This window comes from Cypionkella psychrotolerans (genome assembly GCF_001294535.1).
Taxonomy (GTDB): Bacteria; Pseudomonadota; Alphaproteobacteria; order Rhodobacterales; family Rhodobacteraceae; genus Cypionkella; species Cypionkella psychrotolerans.
Genome location: NZ_LGIC01000065.1, coordinates 251,428 through 268,918, shown reverse-complemented (window position 1 = coordinate 268,918; position 17,491 = coordinate 251,428). Strand labels below are relative to the sequence as shown.

At 60.6% G+C, this 17,491-nt stretch carries 17 protein-coding genes; 7 read left to right on the top strand and 10 right to left on the bottom strand.

Annotation, left to right across the window (positions count from 1 at the left end):
* Nucleotides 1–5: 5 nt before the first annotated feature.
* A complete protein-coding gene (gene nanR, locus AKV04_RS14495; protein ID WP_054007114.1) occupies nt 6–710 on the top strand; it encodes a transcriptional regulator NanR in 705 nt (234 codons plus the stop codon).
* A gap of 127 nt (nt 711–837) precedes the next feature.
* On the opposite strand, the gene dhaL is transcribed toward nanR, so the two are convergent.
* From dhaL to AKV04_RS14470, 5 genes are all read right to left on the bottom strand, one after another.
* On the bottom strand, nt 838–1,437 hold the full coding sequence (dhaL, locus tag AKV04_RS27190) for a dihydroxyacetone kinase subunit DhaL (protein ID WP_054007113.1): 600 nt from the start codon (nt 1,435–1,437) through the stop codon (nt 838–840).
* 3 nt (nt 1,438–1,440) lie between these two features.
* A complete protein-coding gene (locus AKV04_RS27185; protein WP_054007112.1) occupies nt 1,441–2,439 on the bottom strand; it encodes a dihydroxyacetone kinase subunit DhaK in 999 nt (332 codons plus the stop codon).
* Nucleotides 2,440–2,544: 105 nt separating this feature from the next.
* Nucleotides 2,545–2,994: a D-erythrulose-4-phosphate isomerase gene (gene derI / locus AKV04_RS14480; RefSeq protein WP_054007111.1), complete on the bottom strand. Its 450-nt coding sequence runs from the start codon at nt 2,992–2,994 to the stop codon at nt 2,545–2,547.
* An 11-nt stretch (nt 2,995–3,005) separates the two neighbouring features.
* Nucleotides 3,006–3,761: a triose-phosphate isomerase gene (locus AKV04_RS14475; protein ID WP_054007110.1), complete on the bottom strand. Its 756-nt coding sequence runs from the start codon at nt 3,759–3,761 to the stop codon at nt 3,006–3,008.
* Complete coding sequence (locus AKV04_RS14470) at nt 3,758–4,528, bottom strand: DeoR/GlpR family DNA-binding transcription regulator (RefSeq protein WP_054007192.1); 771 nt, start codon at nt 4,526–4,528, stop codon at nt 3,758–3,760. Before AKV04_RS14470 ends, AKV04_RS14475 begins: the two co-directional genes overlap by 4 nt.
* Before the next feature lie 152 nt (nt 4,529–4,680).
* Between AKV04_RS14470 and fsa the strand changes: the two genes are divergently transcribed.
* Complete coding sequence (gene fsa / locus AKV04_RS14465; RefSeq protein WP_054007109.1) at nt 4,681–5,334, top strand: fructose-6-phosphate aldolase; 654 nt, start codon at nt 4,681–4,683, stop codon at nt 5,332–5,334.
* A 68-nt stretch (nt 5,335–5,402) separates the two neighbouring features.
* Here the strand turns inward: fsa and AKV04_RS14460 are convergent, their stop codons facing one another.
* Genes AKV04_RS14460 through AKV04_RS14440 form a run of 5 tightly spaced genes read right to left on the bottom strand, consistent with a single transcriptional unit; the run spans nt 5,403 to nt 11,513 of the window.
* Nucleotides 5,403–6,350: a sugar-binding transcriptional regulator gene (locus AKV04_RS14460; protein ID WP_054007108.1), complete on the bottom strand. Its 948-nt coding sequence runs from the start codon at nt 6,348–6,350 to the stop codon at nt 5,403–5,405.
* Nucleotides 6,347–7,468, bottom strand: a complete 1,122-nt coding sequence (locus AKV04_RS14455; RefSeq protein WP_054007107.1) for an iron-containing alcohol dehydrogenase — start codon at nt 7,466–7,468, stop codon at nt 6,347–6,349. The genes AKV04_RS14460 and AKV04_RS14455 overlap by 4 nt, the downstream gene beginning before the upstream one ends.
* 10 nt (nt 7,469–7,478) lie before the next feature.
* On the bottom strand, nt 7,479–8,408 hold the full coding sequence (locus AKV04_RS14450) for a TIM barrel protein (protein WP_054007106.1): 930 nt from the start codon (nt 8,406–8,408) through the stop codon (nt 7,479–7,481).
* Nucleotide 8,409: 1 nt separating this feature from the next.
* Nucleotides 8,410–9,948: a glycerol-3-phosphate dehydrogenase gene (locus tag AKV04_RS14445; protein ID WP_054007105.1), complete on the bottom strand. Its 1,539-nt coding sequence runs from the start codon at nt 9,946–9,948 to the stop codon at nt 8,410–8,412.
* A complete protein-coding gene (locus AKV04_RS14440) occupies nt 9,945–11,513 on the bottom strand; it encodes an FGGY-family carbohydrate kinase (protein WP_054007104.1) in 1,569 nt (522 codons plus the stop codon). Before AKV04_RS14440 ends, AKV04_RS14445 begins: the two co-directional genes overlap by 4 nt.
* 671 nt (nt 11,514–12,184) lie before the next feature.
* On the opposite strand from AKV04_RS14440, the gene AKV04_RS14435 reads away from it, so the two are divergent.
* From AKV04_RS14435 to AKV04_RS14415, 5 genes are all read left to right on the top strand, one after another.
* On the top strand, nt 12,185–12,832 hold the full coding sequence (locus tag AKV04_RS14435; RefSeq protein WP_054007103.1) for a DUF2291 family protein: 648 nt from the start codon (nt 12,185–12,187) through the stop codon (nt 12,830–12,832).
* Complete coding sequence (locus tag AKV04_RS14430) at nt 12,829–14,373, top strand: sugar ABC transporter ATP-binding protein (protein WP_054007102.1); 1,545 nt, start codon at nt 12,829–12,831, stop codon at nt 14,371–14,373. Before AKV04_RS14435 ends, AKV04_RS14430 begins: the two co-directional genes overlap by 4 nt.
* Before the next feature lie 9 nt (nt 14,374–14,382).
* The gene (locus tag AKV04_RS14425) at nt 14,383–15,432 is read left to right on the top strand and encodes an ABC transporter permease (RefSeq protein WP_054007101.1); all 1,050 of its coding nucleotides are present in this window, start codon (nt 14,383–14,385) and stop codon (nt 15,430–15,432) included.
* 90 nt (nt 15,433–15,522) lie between these two features.
* Nucleotides 15,523–16,470: a D-ribose ABC transporter substrate-binding protein gene (locus AKV04_RS14420; RefSeq protein ID WP_054007100.1), complete on the top strand. Its 948-nt coding sequence runs from the start codon at nt 15,523–15,525 to the stop codon at nt 16,468–16,470.
* Nucleotides 16,471–16,555: 85 nt separating this feature from the next.
* Nucleotides 16,556–17,419 carry a DeoR/GlpR family DNA-binding transcription regulator gene (locus AKV04_RS14415; RefSeq protein ID WP_054007099.1) on the top strand — a complete coding sequence of 288 codons (864 nt, stop codon included), beginning with the start codon at nt 16,556–16,558 and terminating at the stop codon, nt 17,417–17,419.
* Nucleotides 17,420–17,491: the final 72 nt, after the last annotated feature.

Sequence of the window (17,491 nt, the reverse complement as noted above, 5' to 3'; positions counted from 1 at the left end):
GCGTGATGGTTTCGGAAAAGATCACCCGGCGCAAGCTTTCGGATCAGGTGTTTGACCGGCTGCGGGCGATGATCCTGACCGGCGAATTGGCCGCAGGTGCTGTGGTGCCGTCGGAACGCGCGCTGATGGAGCGGTTTGGAGTGGGGCGTCCTGCGGTGCGCGAGGCCTTGCAGCAGATGCACACCATGGGCCTGATCACCATCGCGCATGGCGAGCGCAGCCGGGTCAAGCCGTTGAACGCAAGTGCGGTGCTGGGACAGGTCGATGCGGTGGCGCAGCTGCTGCTGTCGGCAGAACCGGGGGCTTTGGCGCATCTGAAAGAAGCCCGGCGGATGTTTGAGGCGGGCATGGTGCGGCTGGCGGCCGAGAAGGCAAGTGCTGTGGACGTGGCGGATCTGCAGGCAATTCTGGCGCATCAGCGCGACTGTCTCGGCGATGCGCAGGCGTTTGTCGCCGCCGATGTCGCCTTCCACACCCGGATTGCGGCGATGACCGGCAATCCGATCATGCTGGCGGTGTCCGAAGCGATGCTGAAATGGCTGTTTCATTATCATTCAGCCCTGCTGCATTGGTCGGGCAAAGAGGCTGTGACCTTGCAAGAACATGCGCTGATCATCGCGCGCATCGCCGCCAATGATGCGCCGGGGGCGGTGGCGGCGATGCAGGCGCATATTGCGCGCTCGGCAGATGTGATTGGGCATCACGGCTGAGAGGGGCGCGGCTCTCGTAATTTCTCTTTTTGAAATACTGCCGCCGGAGGCTGCTTTGGCCAATGCCGGATGCCTCCGGCGGGGATATTTTCGCCAAGATGAAAAATTTTAGATAAGTTTTAGCGAATTATCCTAGGGTTTTGGCGAATTCCTCAATGATCATGCAGGCGCTGACGGCTCCGGGATCTTTGTGGCCCAAGCTACGTGCGCCAAGCCGGGCGGCGCGGCCCAGAGTGGCTTGCATTTGCGCTGTGGCGTCTGCTCCGGCTTGGGCAGCAGCCACGATTTCGGGCCAAGTTGCACCAGATTTGGCGGCTTCGGCGGCAGGGTGCCAGGCGTCGATCATGGTCTTTTGACCGGGTTCAGCTTTCCCGCGGTGGGCGATGCCTTCGGCCATGGCGGCGATCAGGCTGGGGGTTTCCGCGGCGGGCATGGCGGCGCGGGGGCCAGCGGTTTTGGCGGCGCGCATCAAAGCGGTGGCGTAGAGCGGGCCAGAGGAGGCACCGACGGCGTTCAGGAAGGCTTTGGCTGCGGCGTTGAATTGGTCTTGTAGGGTGGACAAGTCGGGGACGGCTGCGGCTGCAGCCTGCATCCCCTGCTCCATCGCGATACCGTGATCGGCATCTCCGATCAGACCGTCAAGCGCGCAGAGGGCGTCACGCTCGGCAGTCATGCGGGCGGCAAGGGCTTGGAACAGTGCGGTGCAGGTTTCGGTTGTGAAATCCATCACTTAGCCCACCCGGAACATGGCGCAGTCGCAGGGGTGGTCGAGCATTTCGGTCAGTTCATCGTCAAGGTGCATGAGCGTGATCGACGCTCCGGCCATTTCCATCGAGGTGCAATAGGGGCCGACAAGGGCGGTGTGGACGCTGAGTTTGGCGAGGCTAAGGCGTTCGGCGACGCGGGCATAGAGGATGTAGAGCTCCATCAGCGGGGTGGAGCCGAGCGAATTGACCAGAACCGCAACTTTCGCGCCCGCAGGTACGGCCATCTCAGTGAGGATCGCGTCCATAATCTCATCTGCGACCTCATTGGCTGGCTTCAGAGGCCCGCGCCGGATACCGGGTTCGCCGTGGATGCCCATGCCGATTTCCATCTCACCCTCTGGCAGCTCGAAATTCAGACGGCGGGTTTGTGGCAGCGAGCAGGCGCTGAGGGCCACGCCCATCGTATAGGTGCGGGCGTTGGCGTGGCGGGCGATGCGTTCCACCTGATCCAAGGGCAGCATTAGATCGGCGGCAGCCCCGGCGCATTTGAAGATAAAGACGTTTCCGGCGACGCCCCGACGTTTCGAGCGGTCGGGTGACGACGCGATGTCATCGGTGGTCAGCACGGTGCGGGCCTCGATGCCCTCCATCTCCAGCAACTCGCTGGCCATGTCGAAATTCATCACATCACCGGCGTAGTTGCCATACATGAACAGCACCCCTGCCCCGCCGTGGGTGGCCATTGCGGCATCAACAGCGGGCTGCGGCGGCGGTGAGGCGAAGACATTACCGACCGCCGCGGCATCGGCCAAGCCCTTGCCGACAAATCCTAAAAACGTCGGCTCATGCCCCGAGCCGCCGCCGATCACCAGCGCGACTTTGCCGGGGCGTGGGCCATGTTTGGCCGTAATAGCACGTGGGGCGGCGAGGGTCAGATGGTTGGGATGGGCGGCGAGAACGCCCACCAGCATCTCATCCACCGCGCGGTTGCCATCGTTGATCAGTTTTTGTGTGGGTGCCATCTGCGCCTCCGGTTTGCGCCAGAATGGCGGCTCTGCGGGATTGAGACAAGCCCAGCTGAGGAGGAAGCCGGGCTTGTCAACCTGCGGCTAAAGCGCCGCCACAGGTTAGGAGTATTTCTGATCCAAAGCGTTGATCGCATCGACATTCGTGGCCGAGCGGCCTTGCGGATCGAAGGTTTCTTTCAGGAAAGCATCGGCAATCGCCTTCGCCAGTTCCGATCCGATCACCCGCGCGCCCATGGTGATGATTTGCGCGTTGTTCGACAGGGCCGCGCGCTCGGCGGAATAGGTGTCATGCGTCAAGGCCGCGCGGATGCCCGGCACTTTGTTGGCGGAAATGCAGACGCCAATGCCGGTGCCGCAGACCAGAATGGCGCGGTCGTATTTGCCAGCCAGCACTTCATTCGCCACCCGCTCGGACAGGTTGGCATAGAAGGCATCCGGCCCTGCCTCGGTGCGCGAAATCTCGGACACCTCATGCGTGGCTTTCAGATGGTCGGCGAGGATTTTGGCAAGGCCTTCGCCTGCACTGTCGCCAGCGATTGCAAGTTTCATCCTATTCTCCTTCACAAAGTTGCGGCGACGCGGGCGAGGATGTCGAGGTAGCCTGCGACATTCCAGGCCGAGCGGCCAATGAACAGCCCGTCAATATGCGGGCAGGCGATGAGTTCGGCGGCATTGCCGGGGTTGACCGATCCGCCGTAAAGGCAGGGGATGCGGCGGTTCAGGATAGCTTCGGCGGTGGCGATGATTTCGGCTTGGCGGGCGTCGGCATAGTCCGAAGTCGCGGGGATGCCATTGGCGCCAATGGCCCAGACCGGTTCATAGGCCAGCAGGATTTGCGCCGATTTCTGGCTTTCCGACAACTTGCCCAAAGCGCCAGTGACTTGGGCGGCAAGGGTTTCGGTGGCGCGACCGGCCTCGCGTTCGGCGAGGGTTTCGCCGATGCAAATCAATGGGATAAGGCCATGACGCACGGCGGCTTCGACCTTCAAACCTACGGTTTCGTCGGTTTCATGGAAGAATTCGCGGCGCTCGGAATGGCCCAGTTCGACGATATCCAGGCCGCAATCCTTCAGCATCAGCGGCGAGATTTCGCCCGTCCACGCGCCGTCATCCGCCCAGTGCATATTCTGCGCGCCGACCTTCACCGAGGTATTGGCGAGCATCGCCTTGACCTCTCGCACGGCGGTAAAGGGCGGGATCACGAAGCGCTGGATGCGCGGATCGCCCTCGGGCGGCAGGCCCTTGGCGAAGGCCTGCGCCTCGGCCAAAGTTTTGTTCATCTTCCAACTGGTGCCGACCCAGACGTGTTTGCTCATGCGCGGTCTCCTGCGATGCTTAGGCTGATCCCGGCCCGGTCCAAAGCCGCCCGGGCTTCGGGTTCGGGCTGGGCATCGGTGATGATTGTGTCGAATTCGGACAGATCGGCCAGCACATGCAAAGCTTGGCGGCCAAAGCGTTGGTGGTTGACCAGAAGACAGGTCTTTTCGGCGCTGGCGATCATCGCCCGCTTGGCGCGCACCGCGTTGTCATCCATGTGAAACGCGCGCGTGCCCTGCACGGCGGGGGCGGAAATAAAGGCCACATCGGCGTGCAGACGGGTGAGGGTTTCTTCAGTGACGACACCAAAGAAGCCGTTGAATTTATAGGAGTAAACCCCGCCCAGGGCGATCAGGGCGATGCCATGTTCGGCCCTAAGCGCATCCATGATCGCGGCATTGTTGGTGATCACCGTCAGCGGGCGTTTTTCCGGCAGCATCGCACCTAAGACCGCCGCCATCGAGCCGTCATTGATCATCAGCGTCATGCCGGGTTCGATCAGCTCCAGTGCTCCGCGGGCCATGCGGGCCTTGGCCGCACCCTCTTGGCGGGCGCGAAAGCGGAAGTCGGATTCGAACTGGGTGCCGGATTCAATCGTCGCCCCGCCGCGCATTTTGCGCAACAGACCCTCGGACTCCAGATCATCGAGATCGCGGTGGATGGTCATTTTAGACACCGCAAAGCGTTCGGCCAGATCATCCAGATCGACCGCGCGCTGCTCCACCAGCAAATCCATAATCGCCTGCTTGCGATCTTCGCGTTTCACCAGATTCCCCCCTGCTTTGGCAATTTTTAACATCAGGGGCCACCAATGGAAAGCGATTTATGTGATTTTGTGATTTTTACTTGTGATAATTGGCGACTTCCTGTATCTGTTAGCGCAAGCATATCCCATCGATTCCCGCAGAGGAGAGCGTGATGAAATTCTTCGTCGATACCGCCGAAATCAAAGATATTACCGAGCTGAACGATTATGGCTTGTTGGATGGCGTCACCACCAACCCCAGCCTGATCGCGAAATCTGGCCGTAATTTCAAAGAGGTGATCGCAGAAATCTGCGCTTTGGTCGAAGGCCCTGTCTCGGCCGAAGTCGCCTCGATGGACTACGATGGCATGGTGGCTGAGGGCGAGCATCTGGCGAAGATCGCGAAAAATGTGGTGATCAAGCTGCCGCTGACCCTGCCTGGTTTGAAGGCCTGCCGCTATTTTGCGCAAAAAGGTATCAAAACCAATGTGACATTGTGCTTCAGTGCCAATCAGGCGCTGTTGGCGGCGAAAGCCGGGGCGACTTACATCTCGCCGTTTCTGGGTCGCTTGGACGATATCAACATCGACGGCATGGATCTGATCCGCGACATCCGCGAGATTTACGACAACTACGGCTTTGAGACGCAGATCCTTGCGGCCTCGATCCGCAGCGCCAACCATGTCAAGGAAGCAGCGCTTGCGGGCGCGGATGTGGCGACGATTCCGCCCAATGTTATCAAAAGCTTGGCCAATCATGTGCTGACCGACAAAGGCCTTGAGCAATTCGCCAAGGATTGGGCGGCCACTGGCCAAACGATCCTGTAGGGCGCCTTGAGGTAGCACCTCAAAGCGCTTGGCGATAGGCCGGGCGACCGTGGTGGGCCAGCCCGGCCTCATTTCCCCAAAACCAGCGCGCGGGCGGTGGCCTCATCGGTGATCAGGCCCTTCATGCGGCGGCTAGACAACACCGCACGGATCGCCTGCACCTTGTCCGGCCCTCCCGCGATGGCGATGATTTGATCGCCCGCTTCGGCAAAACTGACCGCCAAAGTCCGCGCCGTCAGCTGGGTTTGCAGGATGCGTCCATCGGCGTTAAAGAAATGGCCCAGCAACTCGCCGACCCCGCCTGCCGCCTGTATCGCTTTGATTTCCTTCGGTTCGATCATGCCAGAGGCCACCAGCTGCGCGTCAGCCTCGACCGTGCCAATGCCGACCAGCTTCAGCCCCGCGCCTTGCGCCATCGCGAACACTTCGGCCACACCACGCTGTGCCAGCAAAACCTCACGATCTTCGGCGGTGTTGGCGAAAAACGGAACCGGCATGACGTAGGCGCGCGCGCCGGTTTTCTCGGCAATGCGGTGCATCACGTCATGCGGATTGGCCGCGTAATTTCGGGTAAGCCCGCCTAACAGCGAGACAAAATTCAGATCGGGGGCCTCGATGCGCGGCAAATGCTGCACCATCGCGGCCAAAGTGCGCCCATGGCCCAGCCCGATTACCGGGGTGGTGCCAAGCTCGATCTGGCGGCGCAGAAAGCCCGCCCCGGCCACACCTAAGGTGCGGATCGGCAGGCCCACCTCATCCAAATCTGGCGCAACTTCACAAAAGTCCAAGCCGTAGCGGGCGGCGAGTTCGGTCTCCAGCTCAACACATTCAACGATATCACCGTCGATGGTGACTTTCACAGCACCCTCGGCGACCGCGCGGGCGATCAAACGGTGGGCTTTCACCGAGGTAATCCCCAACCGTTTCGCCACAGCTGCTTGCGTCAGCCCGCCGACGTAGTGCAGCCAAGCCGCGCGGATCGCCAACGATTGTTCGGGATCAAGCGCTCGGCTCATGCGCTGGCCATCAGGATCACCAGATCAGAGGCGGAAAGCCGCGCCGGGTTAGCCTGCATCGACGACGAGGCAGCGGCAGCTTCGGCGGCTTGGTGCAGATGGTGCGGCGTGAAACCCATCTGCGCAAGGCTCGGCAGACCGTTTTGGCGCGACCATTTGGTGAGCGCTGGCAGGGCGTTTTCATAAGGCGTTTCAAAGGCTTCTGCGATCCAACCGATCACCTTCAGGATGCGCGTAGGGTCTATCGCGCGGGCGGCGTTCAGCGCCAGCCCATGCGGCAATAGCGTGCCACAGATCGCGCCGTGCGGGGCGGGCAGCAGCCCCCCCAACGGCCCCGCAAGACCATGGATCACCCCAAGGCCCGCATTGGCCAGCGCCAGCCCACCACAGAGGCTGACCCAAGCCATGTCGTCGCGGGCTTGCGCATCCTCGTTCACCATTAACCGCCGCAACGCGCGCAAACCCTGCGGGATCGCATCGTGGCAAAGCGCGTCGGTCAGACGGTTGGCGCGGGTGCAGATATAGGGCTCGATCACTTGCGTGATGGCGTCAAGGCCCGAGGCGAGGGTGATGGTTTTCGGCGTATTGTCCGTAAGCGCGGGGTCGATGATCGCCAAAGCAGGCAGCATCCGCTTGTCGCGCAAGGACACTTTGCGGCTGTGTTCGGGCGAGCCGATCACCGCGTTGCGGGTAACTTCGGCGCCGGTGCCTGCGGTCGTGGGGATCGCGACGAAGGGCAAGGGCGCGTGATCCAGCGGCAAAGATTTCCCAATGACTTCAAGGTGATCCATCAAGGATCGCGTGGCCGGGACCATCGCAGCGACCGCTTTACCCGCATCAATCACCGCACCGCCGCCGAGGCTGACCACCACTTGCGCGCCCTGCGCGGCCATGGTTGCGGCCTCAATCAGCGCAATGTCAGGCTCACCCCGCACCACAAAACGGGTGACATCACAGCCCTGCCCCACCAGCGCTTTCACCAGCCAATCGGCGCGGGCTGGGCTGCCGTGCAGCAGGAAAACCCCTGTGCCAAGCGCCCTGATTCGGCCCGCCGCATGCCCTGCCTGCCCGCGTCCGAACAGGATTTCTGTGGCGGTTAGGAACGCGAATACAGACATGGCAGCCTCCTCAGATGTGAAGATCGTTAACGCCGCTGTTAATATGTGGCGCCCAAAACGCAATGCTTTCAGCGATTTGACCGATCACCTCGCGGTCATTCGGGTCACGCTCTTTGAACGACAGCTCCAGACAGATTTCATTGTCCCGCGCGCCGCCTTCGGCGAAAGCCTTAAGTAAGGGTTCGGGATGAATCCGGCCTTTGGCATTGAAGGCGGCGGTGAAAGGGCGGTGACCGCCTTTGTCCATAAGGCTTTGCTTGATATGGATAATCGGTGAAACCTTTGGCACCGCGCGCGCCCAAGCGTAGGGGTCCACGTCATCCGGGTTCGGGCTGGTCAGATCGCCATGGTCGATATCGGCCATCATCCACATCGGGATCGCCGTATTCGCCTCGGTCAGGCGTTTTTGCAAGGCGAGGGCCGAGGCGATGGTCTCCCCAAACTCACGCCCGACGCTCATCGGCTCCCAGAAAACGTAGCTAAGGCCCGCAGATTTGGCATGTTCGGCGACTTCGGCCCAACAGTCTATTGCGGTATTTATCAAGGATTCCCGGCGGTTGGGATCGTCGAAATCAGCGTAGGTGAAGATCGCAAACTGCGTGCCAACGCTGGTGCCGCCCAGATCGGCGGTAATATCGGCGAAGGTTTTGAACCAGTCGATGTAGTAGCGACGCACATCGCGGTCGGGGTGGCCGAAATGGTTCAGGCGCCCATAAGGGCCAGTCATGCCCGAAGTCACACGCACGCCGGTACGCTGCAAAGCCGCATCCATCTGACGGGTCAGGCGGCGGATTAGCGGGGCGGGCCAAGATGGGTTGATGAATTCATGCGTAAGTTGCAGATCGCGGATGCGCAGGTCACGCGCGACCGTGGTGATCAGGTCGTCCGGGTCGGCGAAGCGGTTGACGAGGGGGTTGGTGTTGAGTGACAGCGTTAACATCTCAGGCCCCTTCCGCCAGCCAAGTTGTGAAAGCCGCTTGCTGCTCGGGAGTCAGATGCAGGTTATGCTTGGTGCGCCGGGTCAGAATATCCTCTGCCGTCCGTGCCCATTCGCGGGCAATCAGATAGCGGGCTTCGGCCTCATAAAGATCACCCCCGAAGTGCTGACCCAAGCCCTCCAACGTCGTGGCACCCCCAACCAGATCACCGGTGCGCGCGCCGTAATGACGGCCATAGTGGCGGATCAGACTGCGCGGCATCCACGGATAGGCCATGCGCAAGTCATTGGCAAAGCTTTCATAATCGGCATTCGGCATCTCACCACCCGGCAGTTTGGCGGTAGCGGTCCAATCCGGCCCCATCTGCGGAAAGACTGCTTTCAAACGATGCAAGCCACGCTCGGCCAGTTCGCGGAAGGTAGTGATCTTGCCGCCAAACACGTTCAGCAAAGGCACACCGCCGGTCTCATCCAGATCAAACACATAGTCGCGAGTCACCGCAGAGGGGTTGCCTTTGCCATCGTCAAACAGCGGGCGCACGCCTGAAAAATGGTGCACCACATCCGAGCGCCGCAGCTTTTCCTTGAAATACCGGTTAACGGCGGCAATCAGATAGTCGATCTCGGCCTCGGTCGCCTGCACCTCCTCGGCACGCCCCTCATAGGCGACATCGGTGGTGCCGATCAGCGCCTTATCGCCCTCGTAGGGGTTGATGAAAATCACCCGTTTGTCGTGGTTTTGCACGAGGTAAGCATGATCGCCGGCCCAGAATTTCGGCACGATGATATGGCTGCCTTTGACCAGCCGCACATTGCGCGCCGAGTTCGACCCCGCCACCCGTGTGACGATATCCGTCACCCATGGCCCCGCCGCATTGACGATACAGCGCGCGCGAAACGCCCTCGTTTCGCCATTTTGATCGGTGGTCTCAACCGTCCAAGCGCCGTTCTCGCGCCGGGCGGAGGTGCAGGCGGTGCGGGTCAACACCAATGCGCCCTTTTCCGCCGCATCCAAAGCATTCAGCACCACCAGCCGCGCATCATCGACCCAGCAATCCGAATATTCAAAGCCGCGTTTATATTGGTCCATAATCGGCGCGCCTTGCGGATCGCGGCGCAGATCCAAGGTGCGGGTGCCGGGGAGTTTCTTGCGCCCGCCAAGGTGGTCGTACAGGAACAGACCCAGCCGCACCAGCCAAGCAGGCCGATCGGTGGGCGAATGTGGCAGCACAAACCGCATCGGCCAGATGATATGCGGGGCTGCGTTTAGCAGCACCTCGCGTTCGATAAGTGCCTCACGCACAAGGCGAAATTCGTAATATTCCAGATAGCGCAGGCCGCCATGCACCAGCTTACCCGAACGCGACGAGGTGCCCTGCGCCAGATCGTCCTTCTCACAGAGCACCACCGAAAGCCCCCGCCCCGCCGCATCGCGTGCGATACCCGCGCCGTTGATGCCACCACCAATGACGAACAGATCAACCAAATTTGGCTCAGAAAAACTATGGTTAGTTTTGCTATGGTCAGAAGTACTAAGGCTCATTCGGCTGTCCTGTCTTTGGCTTGGCGGCTGTCCGCAAGATGCGACCATGCGGTGGTCAGCCCCTCGCGGGCGGATTTATAGGCGGGATAGATTTGGGCATAGGTGGCGGTCAGCGCCGGATCGGGGGCCTCTGCCGCGCCCAGCAAAGGCGTTACCCATTCAGCAATGCAGGCGTCCATCGAAGAATATGCGCCAATCGCCACCGCTGACATCATCGCGGCAGCAGCAGCGCCGGCCTCTTCGCGCGCGGACACGCGCACGGGCGCACCCGTCGTCGCCGACAACACCCCGCGCAGGCCTTTAGAGCGCGCAGCCCCGCCCGTCAGCCGCAATTCCAACGGCATAGCGCCCATTGCGGCATAGCAATCGCGGGTTGCCATGCCCAAACCTTCGACCACAGCGCGCAGCAAATCGGCGAAACGGTGGGTGAAATTCAGGCCGACAAAGCCCGCGCGGGCGTCGGCGTTGACAAAAGGCCCGCGCTCTCCGGCTTCCGAGATATAGGGTTGATAGAGCAACGCACCGGGTTTGCTGGCGGCCAACCAGCTTTCGATCAGCGGCACCAGATCGGCGTGTTTGGTGGGCCGCCCGAAATCTGACATCAAATCCGCCGCCATCCGCAGCAGCCAGTCGATGTTCAGCGTCGCCGCCATATTGGTTTGCACCTGCGTCACCATCCCCGGCACCGGCAGGCAGATCACATAGCCGGTGCCCTCGGCGTTCAGATGCACGCCGCCCACCGGGGTCGAGCGCATATGCACGCCCGTCGACCCCACGGTCGAACAAGCCGCCCCCGCCGCCCCGGTATGCACGCCCGCCCCCAGCGCCGTCATCACCATATCGACGAAGCCAAGGCTCACCGGCGTGCCCGCGCGCAGGCCAGTTTGGGCGGCAGCCTCGGGCGTAAGGGGATGCGTGATTTGGCTGCCATCGATGATCTCGGGCATGAGGTTGCGACGATGACTCAGGCCCAAAGCCTCAATCACTTGATCGTCATAGCGCCGCGTGCGAAAGTTGCCGAAGGTAAAGCTGGCCTCAGACGGATCGGTCGCCCGCACGCCGGTGAGATTCAGATAAATCCAGTCTTTACAATGCAATACCACCTCAGCCGCATCCAGCAGTTCGGGGTGGAACCGATCCATATGCGCCATTTGCGTGCCTTGCTGGCAGGTGTTCAGCCCAGTGCCCGTCGCCTCAAACCGGGCGCGATTGGCGGGGCTTTCGGCGAGACGTTCGACGGTAGGTGCCGCGCGGGCATCCAGCCACAGCCACGCGTCGCCGATGGGTGTGTTGCCCGGACCCGCCAGCCAAGTGCCATCTCCCTGCGCCGTAACCGACACCGCCGCCGTGCGCGCGGCCAAGTTCGGCACCTTTTCGGCAAGGCCACGCAAGGCTGTCGCACAATCGGCCCAGGTCTGCGCAAGGCTTTGCGTCGCCGCGCCATCGGTGCCCGTCATATAGGCGTTGGGCACCGCAAAGGCCGCGATTTGCGCACCATTCAGGGTAAACGCCACCGCTTTGACCACCGAAGTGCCCGAATCAATGCCGATCAAAAGCTCTGCCATACCGCCTCCCCCTGAGCCCGCACATATTCCCAGCCCCTCCGACTGGCCTTGCCGCATTATCACAGAGAGATAACACAGTGAGTGAATTATTTTACGGACACCGCAATTCCTTTCAGATAAACTGCTCTGTGTCAACCAAAGTCCAAGGCAGATCGGCGCGATCGCAGCCCGCTTGAGGTGGGTGCCGCCGAGGGACCTCGCCCTTTGAGCGCCCGAAGCAGTGAGAATTTCATATTATCTATATATTATAGTAATTTACGCCTAATTTCTGCCAGACCTTTCACACGCTTTTGCCGCATCGCAGCACTTTTCGCAGATGCAGAAATCGCCTGCGACTCGGACCACGCAGGCGAAAACCACGGGCAGAATGTTGAGAATACAGGCAGCACGCCCGAAAAAGACTCGATTGACAGATGCGATAACTTATAACATTGTACCAAGAGTTGATACCATAACTCTATCACGGTTATCGATGTGCGACAGGCCAGATCGGCGCGGCGGGAGGAAATCGCCCTGCGGATCGGCAGAAAGGGGGGAGTCATGCTAAATTTGCAGCCGCATCACGGCTGGGCGGGCCGTTTGTGCTGGTCACGAGGTGCGTTTTTCCTATCCGCCCCGCGCAGCACATACGCCGATACATCTTCCGCCGTCACATCCAAGGTCGCAGCACTATGAGCCAACAGCCTGACACCGCGCCACATTCCGATCAGCCCCGCGCCAATCGATCGTTGCTGATCACCGCCGCCGTGGTCGTGGCGGTGCTGGGCGCGATGGCGCTGGATACCACGGTGGTGCGGATCGGCTCGGATGCCGATGTGCGCGCGGCGGTGTTTTCGCCCGAGGCGTTTGGGGCGGAAACCTTCCCGAAAGTGCAGGCCAATGTCACGGCGCGCGCGGTGGATGCGGTGGAGTTGGCCACCGCGATTGCGGCAGACCCAAAGGCGGCAGAGGCGAAATATTCTGTCGGTGGCGTCTATTCGGTGAAGCTGCAAGGCGTGGTGGGTGAGGGAAAATCCGGTATCTATTACATTGATGTTACGGGGATTCCGGCCCCGTTGCGCTTGCGCGTCCAGACCGGCCCCGCGATCAACGGCACCGAATTGCGCGACGCCACGGGCGAGATCAGCTTCAGCCAGTTCACCAATCAGATCGAATATCAGGATGCTGGCTCGGCGCTGAACAAAGAGATGAAAAAGCTGGTGCTGGACGGCATAGATAACACGGCTTTGACGGGCAAGACCGTGGCTGTGGTGGGGGCGTTCAAACTGGTGAATCCGAAAAGCTGGATGATCACCCCGGTGTCTTTGGAGGTAAAATGAGCCTCGACACCTCCGCCAATCTTACACAAACAGAACCAGTGCTTTCGGCACGCAATATCGCCAAGACTTACGGCAATATTCACGCCCTGAAAGGGGTGAATTTCGACATCCATCGCGGGCAGGTCACCACGTTGTTCGGCGAGAATGGCGCGGGCAAATCGACACTGATGAAAATCTTATCGGGGGTGGTGAAGCCGACCTCAGGGCAGATCGTGCTCGATGGCGCACCTGTGACCTTTGCCAATTCTACCGATGCGCGCAATCGCGGGATTTCGATTATCCACCAAGAGCTTAGCCTCGCCACCAATATGAACGTGCGCGATAATATCTTCATGGGCCGCGAGATTATGACCCGCTCTGGCGTCGATTATGCCGAGGAAGAACGCCAGACCCGCGCCTTGATGGCAGAGCTCGAGGAAGATATCGACCCGCTGACCCCGGTGGAAGAGCTACGCTTAGGTCAGCAGCAAATCGTTGAAATCGCGCGGGCTTTGTCGGTGAACAGCCGCATCCTGATCATGGATGAACCAACTTCGGCGCTGAGTGCCACCGAGGTTGAGGTTTTGTTCAAGGTGATCCGCGATCTGACCGCGCGCGGGGTGTCGATTGTCTATATCTCGCACCATCTTGAGGAAGCCTTGCAGATCACCAACCATGCCGTCGTGCTGCGCGATGGCGCAATGACCGCCTATGCCGAGCGGGCGCAGATTGATCTCGAATGGATCGTACGCAACATGGTCGGCGAGAATTTCGACCTTGGCGCGCCGCCCGAAGGCTATGCAATGGGCGAGACGGCGCTCAGCATTGAAAACCTGTCGGTGCCGGATGCGGCAGGGGTGGGATTTTCGGTGGTGGACAGGCTTTCGCTTTCCGTCCGCGCCGGTGAAATCGTTTGTATCTATGGGCTTATGGGCGCGGGCCGCACAGAACTGTTGGAATGTGTGGCGGGGCGTCTGGCGCCTTCTGGTGGCCGTGTAATGCTTCAGGGGCGTGACATTTCGGGCCTGACCATCGCGCAGCGCATTGCTAAAGGGTTGGTTTTGGTGCCCGAGGATCGCCAGCGTGACGGCTTGGTGCAGACCATGTCGGTCGGGCAAAACCTGTCGCTCGCCAGCATTGGCGCGTTTACCAAAGGGCTGTTTACCTCTCGGAAAGCCGAGGCGGCGGTGGTCAGCGATGCCATTCGCAAAGTGACGGTGAAGACCGATGCTTCGGGGACAGCGCCGATTGGATCATTGTCAGGCGGTAATCAGCAAAAGGTGGTGATCGGCAAGATGCTGGCGACCAATCCGAAGGTGATCGTGCTGGATGAACCCTCACGCGGCATCGACATTGGCGCCAAGGCCGAGGTGTTTCGGCTGCTGGCGGAAGGCGCGAAACAGGGGCTTGCCGTGGTTTATTCCACTTCGGAAGTCGGCGAATGTCTGTCAATCGCGCATCGCATCATCGTGATGCACCGGGGCCGGATTTCGGCCGAATTTGATCACAGAGTCAGTAAAGAAAAGATCATGGCCGCCTCTGGCGAAGCCGTGGTTCACTAGGAGCAACCGATGTCATCCACCCCAAAACCTGCCGCGAAACAAGGGTTTGACCCGATTGCTTTGCTGCTGGAAGGCCGTGCCTTCTTCGCGCTGATTGCGATTATCCTGGTGTTCTCGCTGCTAAGCCCCCACTATTTCTCGCTGGCGAATTTCCTGATCATGGCGAGCCATGTCGCGATCTATGGCATCCTTGCGATTGGGATGCTGCTGGTGATCCTGAACGGCGGCATTGACCTTTCTGTGGGCTCAACCCTTGGTCTTGCGGGCTGCGTCGCGGGCTTTCTGATGCAGGGCGTGCAGATCGACAGCTTCGGCGTGATCCTGTATCCTCCAGTCTGGGCGGTGGCGCTGTTGACCTGTGTTTTGGGGGCGTTTGTGGGCCTGGTGAACGGCGTTTTGATCGCTTGGTTCAAGGTTCCGGCCTTTGTGGCTTCGCTCGGCGTGCTCTATGTGGCACGCGGCGTCGCGTTGCTGATGACAAATGGTTTAACGTTCAACAATCTCGGCGGCAAGCCGGAACTCGGCAACACTGGCTTCAACTGGCTGGGCTTCAACCGCCTTGGGTTTACCCGTGAATGGAGCGTGCCAATCGGCGTTGTGGTGCTGGCCACCCTTGCCATCCTCGCGGGCCTGATGCTGTCGCGCACCGCCTTTGGCCGCTGGCTTTATGCCTCGGGCGGCAATGAGCGGGCGGCGGAGCTTTCCGGCGTGCCAGTGAAGCGGGTGCAGATCACGGTCTATGTGCTGTCGGGCATCTGCGCCGCCATCGCGGGTTTGGTGCTGTCGTCGCAGCTCACATCGGCTGGCCCCACCGCTGGCACCACCTATGAGCTGACCGCCATCGCAGCCGTCGTGATCGGCGGGGCGGCGCTGACGGGCGGCAGAGGCACCATTCGCGGCACCATGCTGGGCGCTTTCGTCATTGGCTTTCTGTCAGATGGCCTCGTGATCATCGGCGTGTCGTCCTACTGGCAGACCGTATTCACCGGGGCGGTGATCGTTCTGGCGGTGCTGCTGAACTCGATCCAATACAAGCCAAAGGCGAAAGCCAAGGCGTAACCAACTTCGCCGCAACGGCACTATCCGTTGCGGAAAGACCCTGCCAAACCATTGGCAACCAAAGACTAAATCAACCAAGGGAGAGAGACTATGTTCACCATGACCAAGCGCGCGCTGCTCGCCGCTGTTGCGATCAACGCCCTGCTCGCAGGCGCATCCTTCGCCGATGGCCTGATCACCATCATCGTTAACGACCCGGCGAACCCCTATTGGAAAACCGAAGGCGATGTCGCGGCTGCCACCGCCGAAAGCCTTGGCTACACCGCTGCCGTTTCGGCGCACAAGGGCGACACCAACGCGGAATCGACGATGATCGACACCGCGATCACCAACAAATCCGTCGCCATCATCCTTGACCCGGCGAATGCTGACGGCTCGGTTGGCGCGGTGCAGAAGGCTGTCGACGCAGGCATTCCGGTGTTCTTGGTGAACGCCGAGATCAACAAAGAAGGCCTCGCCAAAGCGCAACTCGTGTCCAACAACGCGCAAGGTGCGGCTTTGGGCGCGCAACAGTGGGTGACCGCTGTGGGCGAGACCGGCAAATACGCCGAACTGTTCGGCAACCCGGCAGACAACAACGCCGCCACCCGCTCGAACGGCTATGAAACCGTGCTGACCCAGTATCCTGATCTGGTGAAAGCCGCCAAGGAAGTTGCCGATTGGGACCGCACCAAGGGCCACGACAAGATGCAGTCAATCCTGCAAGCCAATCCCGACATCATCGGCGTGATCGCTGGCAATGACGAGATGGCACTGGGCGCGATTGCGGCTTTGAAAGAAGCGGGCAAGCTCGATGGCGTGAAAGTCGGCGGCTTTGACGGCTCGCCGGATGCGGTCGCTGCGATCACCGCAGGCGAGATGCAATACACCGTGTTGCAGCCCGTCGCCGTGTTCTCGGCAGAGGCTGTGAAGCAGGCTGACAGCTTCATCAAAACCGGCGCCACGGGTGCCGCGACCGAAAAGCAGCTGTTTGATTGCCTGCTGATCACCAAAGACAATGTGGACAAATACACCGGCCCGTTCACCTTGTCGCAGTAATCTGACCTCGCGGGGCGCTGGCAACGGCGCCCCCTTGCTTTTCAACATCGGCGCGGGCATCGCTACACGGGAGAGGGAGGCGAGAATGACCGATATGAAACCGCCCTCTGGCCTCACACCCGCGCAACTGCCCTCGGACAGCCGCCACGCCCGCCAACTCGCCCGCCGTCAGTTGATCACCGAGGCGGTGATGGCCGAAGGCTCGATGCGGATCGAGGATCTGACCGAGCGGTTCGGCATCTCGCTGATGACCGCGCACCGCGATCTGGATGAATTGGTCGCGCGTGGCCTTTTGCGCAAAGCCCGTGGGATTGTATCAGCCGCCCCCACCAGTCTGATTGAAGCCTCCGACGTTTACCGTTTCAACCGCCAATCGGCTGAGAAAAAGGCGATTGCCAGCGCTGCGATGCAGTTTGTCGAACCCGGTCAGGCGATCTTTTTCGACGATTCCACCACCGTGTTGCAAATGGTCACCCACCTGCCCGCCAAGGTGCCGCTGACCGCGATCACCAATTCTCTGATCCTGATGAACGAGCTGAACGGCATCCGCGACCTGACCCTGCTGGGTCTCGGCGGCCAGTTGCACAACTGGTGCAACGCCTTCATGGGCCGGATGACGATCAACGAAATCAAACGTTTGCGGGCGGATACGCTGTTCATGTCGATGTCGGCAATCACCGATGACATGGTGTTTCACCAATCCCCCGATATGGTCGAAACCAAGCGCGCGATGTTTGAGTCTGCCTCAAAACGCGTGCTTCTGGCCGATCACACCAAATTCGACCGCCGCGCTTTACATGCCTTTGCCGACCTCACCGAATTCGACGTGGTGATCGTCGATCAACTGACCGATGCCGCCCATATCGCCCGGATGCGCGCCAAAGGCATTAACGTGGTGATCGCCGACGAAGCTGTGCAGCAGGTCGCGGCAGGCGCAGAGGTAGAATAATTGTAACGAGACTTGCCGTTACAATCCCATAATGTCATGTTCAGTTCATCAGATTCGCACTTGCGAAAGGCT

Bases quoted from the DNA above. Each gene is read 5' to 3' on its own strand.
- nanR (WP_054007114.1), top strand. From the start codon at position 6: ATGGTTTCGGAAAAGATCACCCGGCGCAAGCTTTCGGATCAGGTGTTT.
- dhaL (WP_054007113.1), bottom strand. From the start codon at position 1,437: ATGGATTTCACAACCGAAACCTGCACCGCACTGTTCCAAGCCCTTGCC.
- AKV04_RS27185 (WP_054007112.1), bottom strand. From the start codon at position 2,439: ATGGCACCCACACAAAAACTGATCAACGATGGCAACCGCGCGGTGGAT.
- derI (WP_054007111.1), bottom strand. From the start codon at position 2,994: ATGAAACTTGCAATCGCTGGCGACAGTGCAGGCGAAGGCCTTGCCAAA.
- AKV04_RS14475 (WP_054007110.1), bottom strand. From the start codon at position 3,761: ATGAGCAAACACGTCTGGGTCGGCACCAGTTGGAAGATGAACAAAACT.
- fsa (WP_054007109.1), top strand. From the start codon at position 4,681: ATGAAATTCTTCGTCGATACCGCCGAAATCAAAGATATTACCGAGCTG.
- AKV04_RS14460 (WP_054007108.1), bottom strand. From the start codon at position 6,350: ATGAGCCGAGCGCTTGATCCCGAACAATCGTTGGCGATCCGCGCGGCT.
- AKV04_RS14455 (WP_054007107.1), bottom strand. From the start codon at position 7,468: ATGTCTGTATTCGCGTTCCTAACCGCCACAGAAATCCTGTTCGGACGC.
- AKV04_RS14450 (WP_054007106.1), bottom strand. From the start codon at position 8,408: ATGTTAACGCTGTCACTCAACACCAACCCCCTCGTCAACCGCTTCGCC.
- AKV04_RS14445 (WP_054007105.1), bottom strand. From the start codon at position 9,948: ATGAGCCTTAGTACTTCTGACCATAGCAAAACTAACCATAGTTTTTCT.
- AKV04_RS14440 (WP_054007104.1), bottom strand. From the start codon at position 11,513: ATGGCAGAGCTTTTGATCGGCATTGATTCGGGCACTTCGGTGGTCAAA.
- AKV04_RS14435 (WP_054007103.1), top strand. From the start codon at position 12,185: ATGAGCCAACAGCCTGACACCGCGCCACATTCCGATCAGCCCCGCGCC.
- AKV04_RS14430 (WP_054007102.1), top strand. From the start codon at position 12,829: ATGAGCCTCGACACCTCCGCCAATCTTACACAAACAGAACCAGTGCTT.
- AKV04_RS14425 (WP_054007101.1), top strand. From the start codon at position 14,383: ATGTCATCCACCCCAAAACCTGCCGCGAAACAAGGGTTTGACCCGATT.
- AKV04_RS14420 (WP_054007100.1), top strand. From the start codon at position 15,523: ATGTTCACCATGACCAAGCGCGCGCTGCTCGCCGCTGTTGCGATCAAC.
- AKV04_RS14415 (WP_054007099.1), top strand. From the start codon at position 16,556: ATGACCGATATGAAACCGCCCTCTGGCCTCACACCCGCGCAACTGCCC.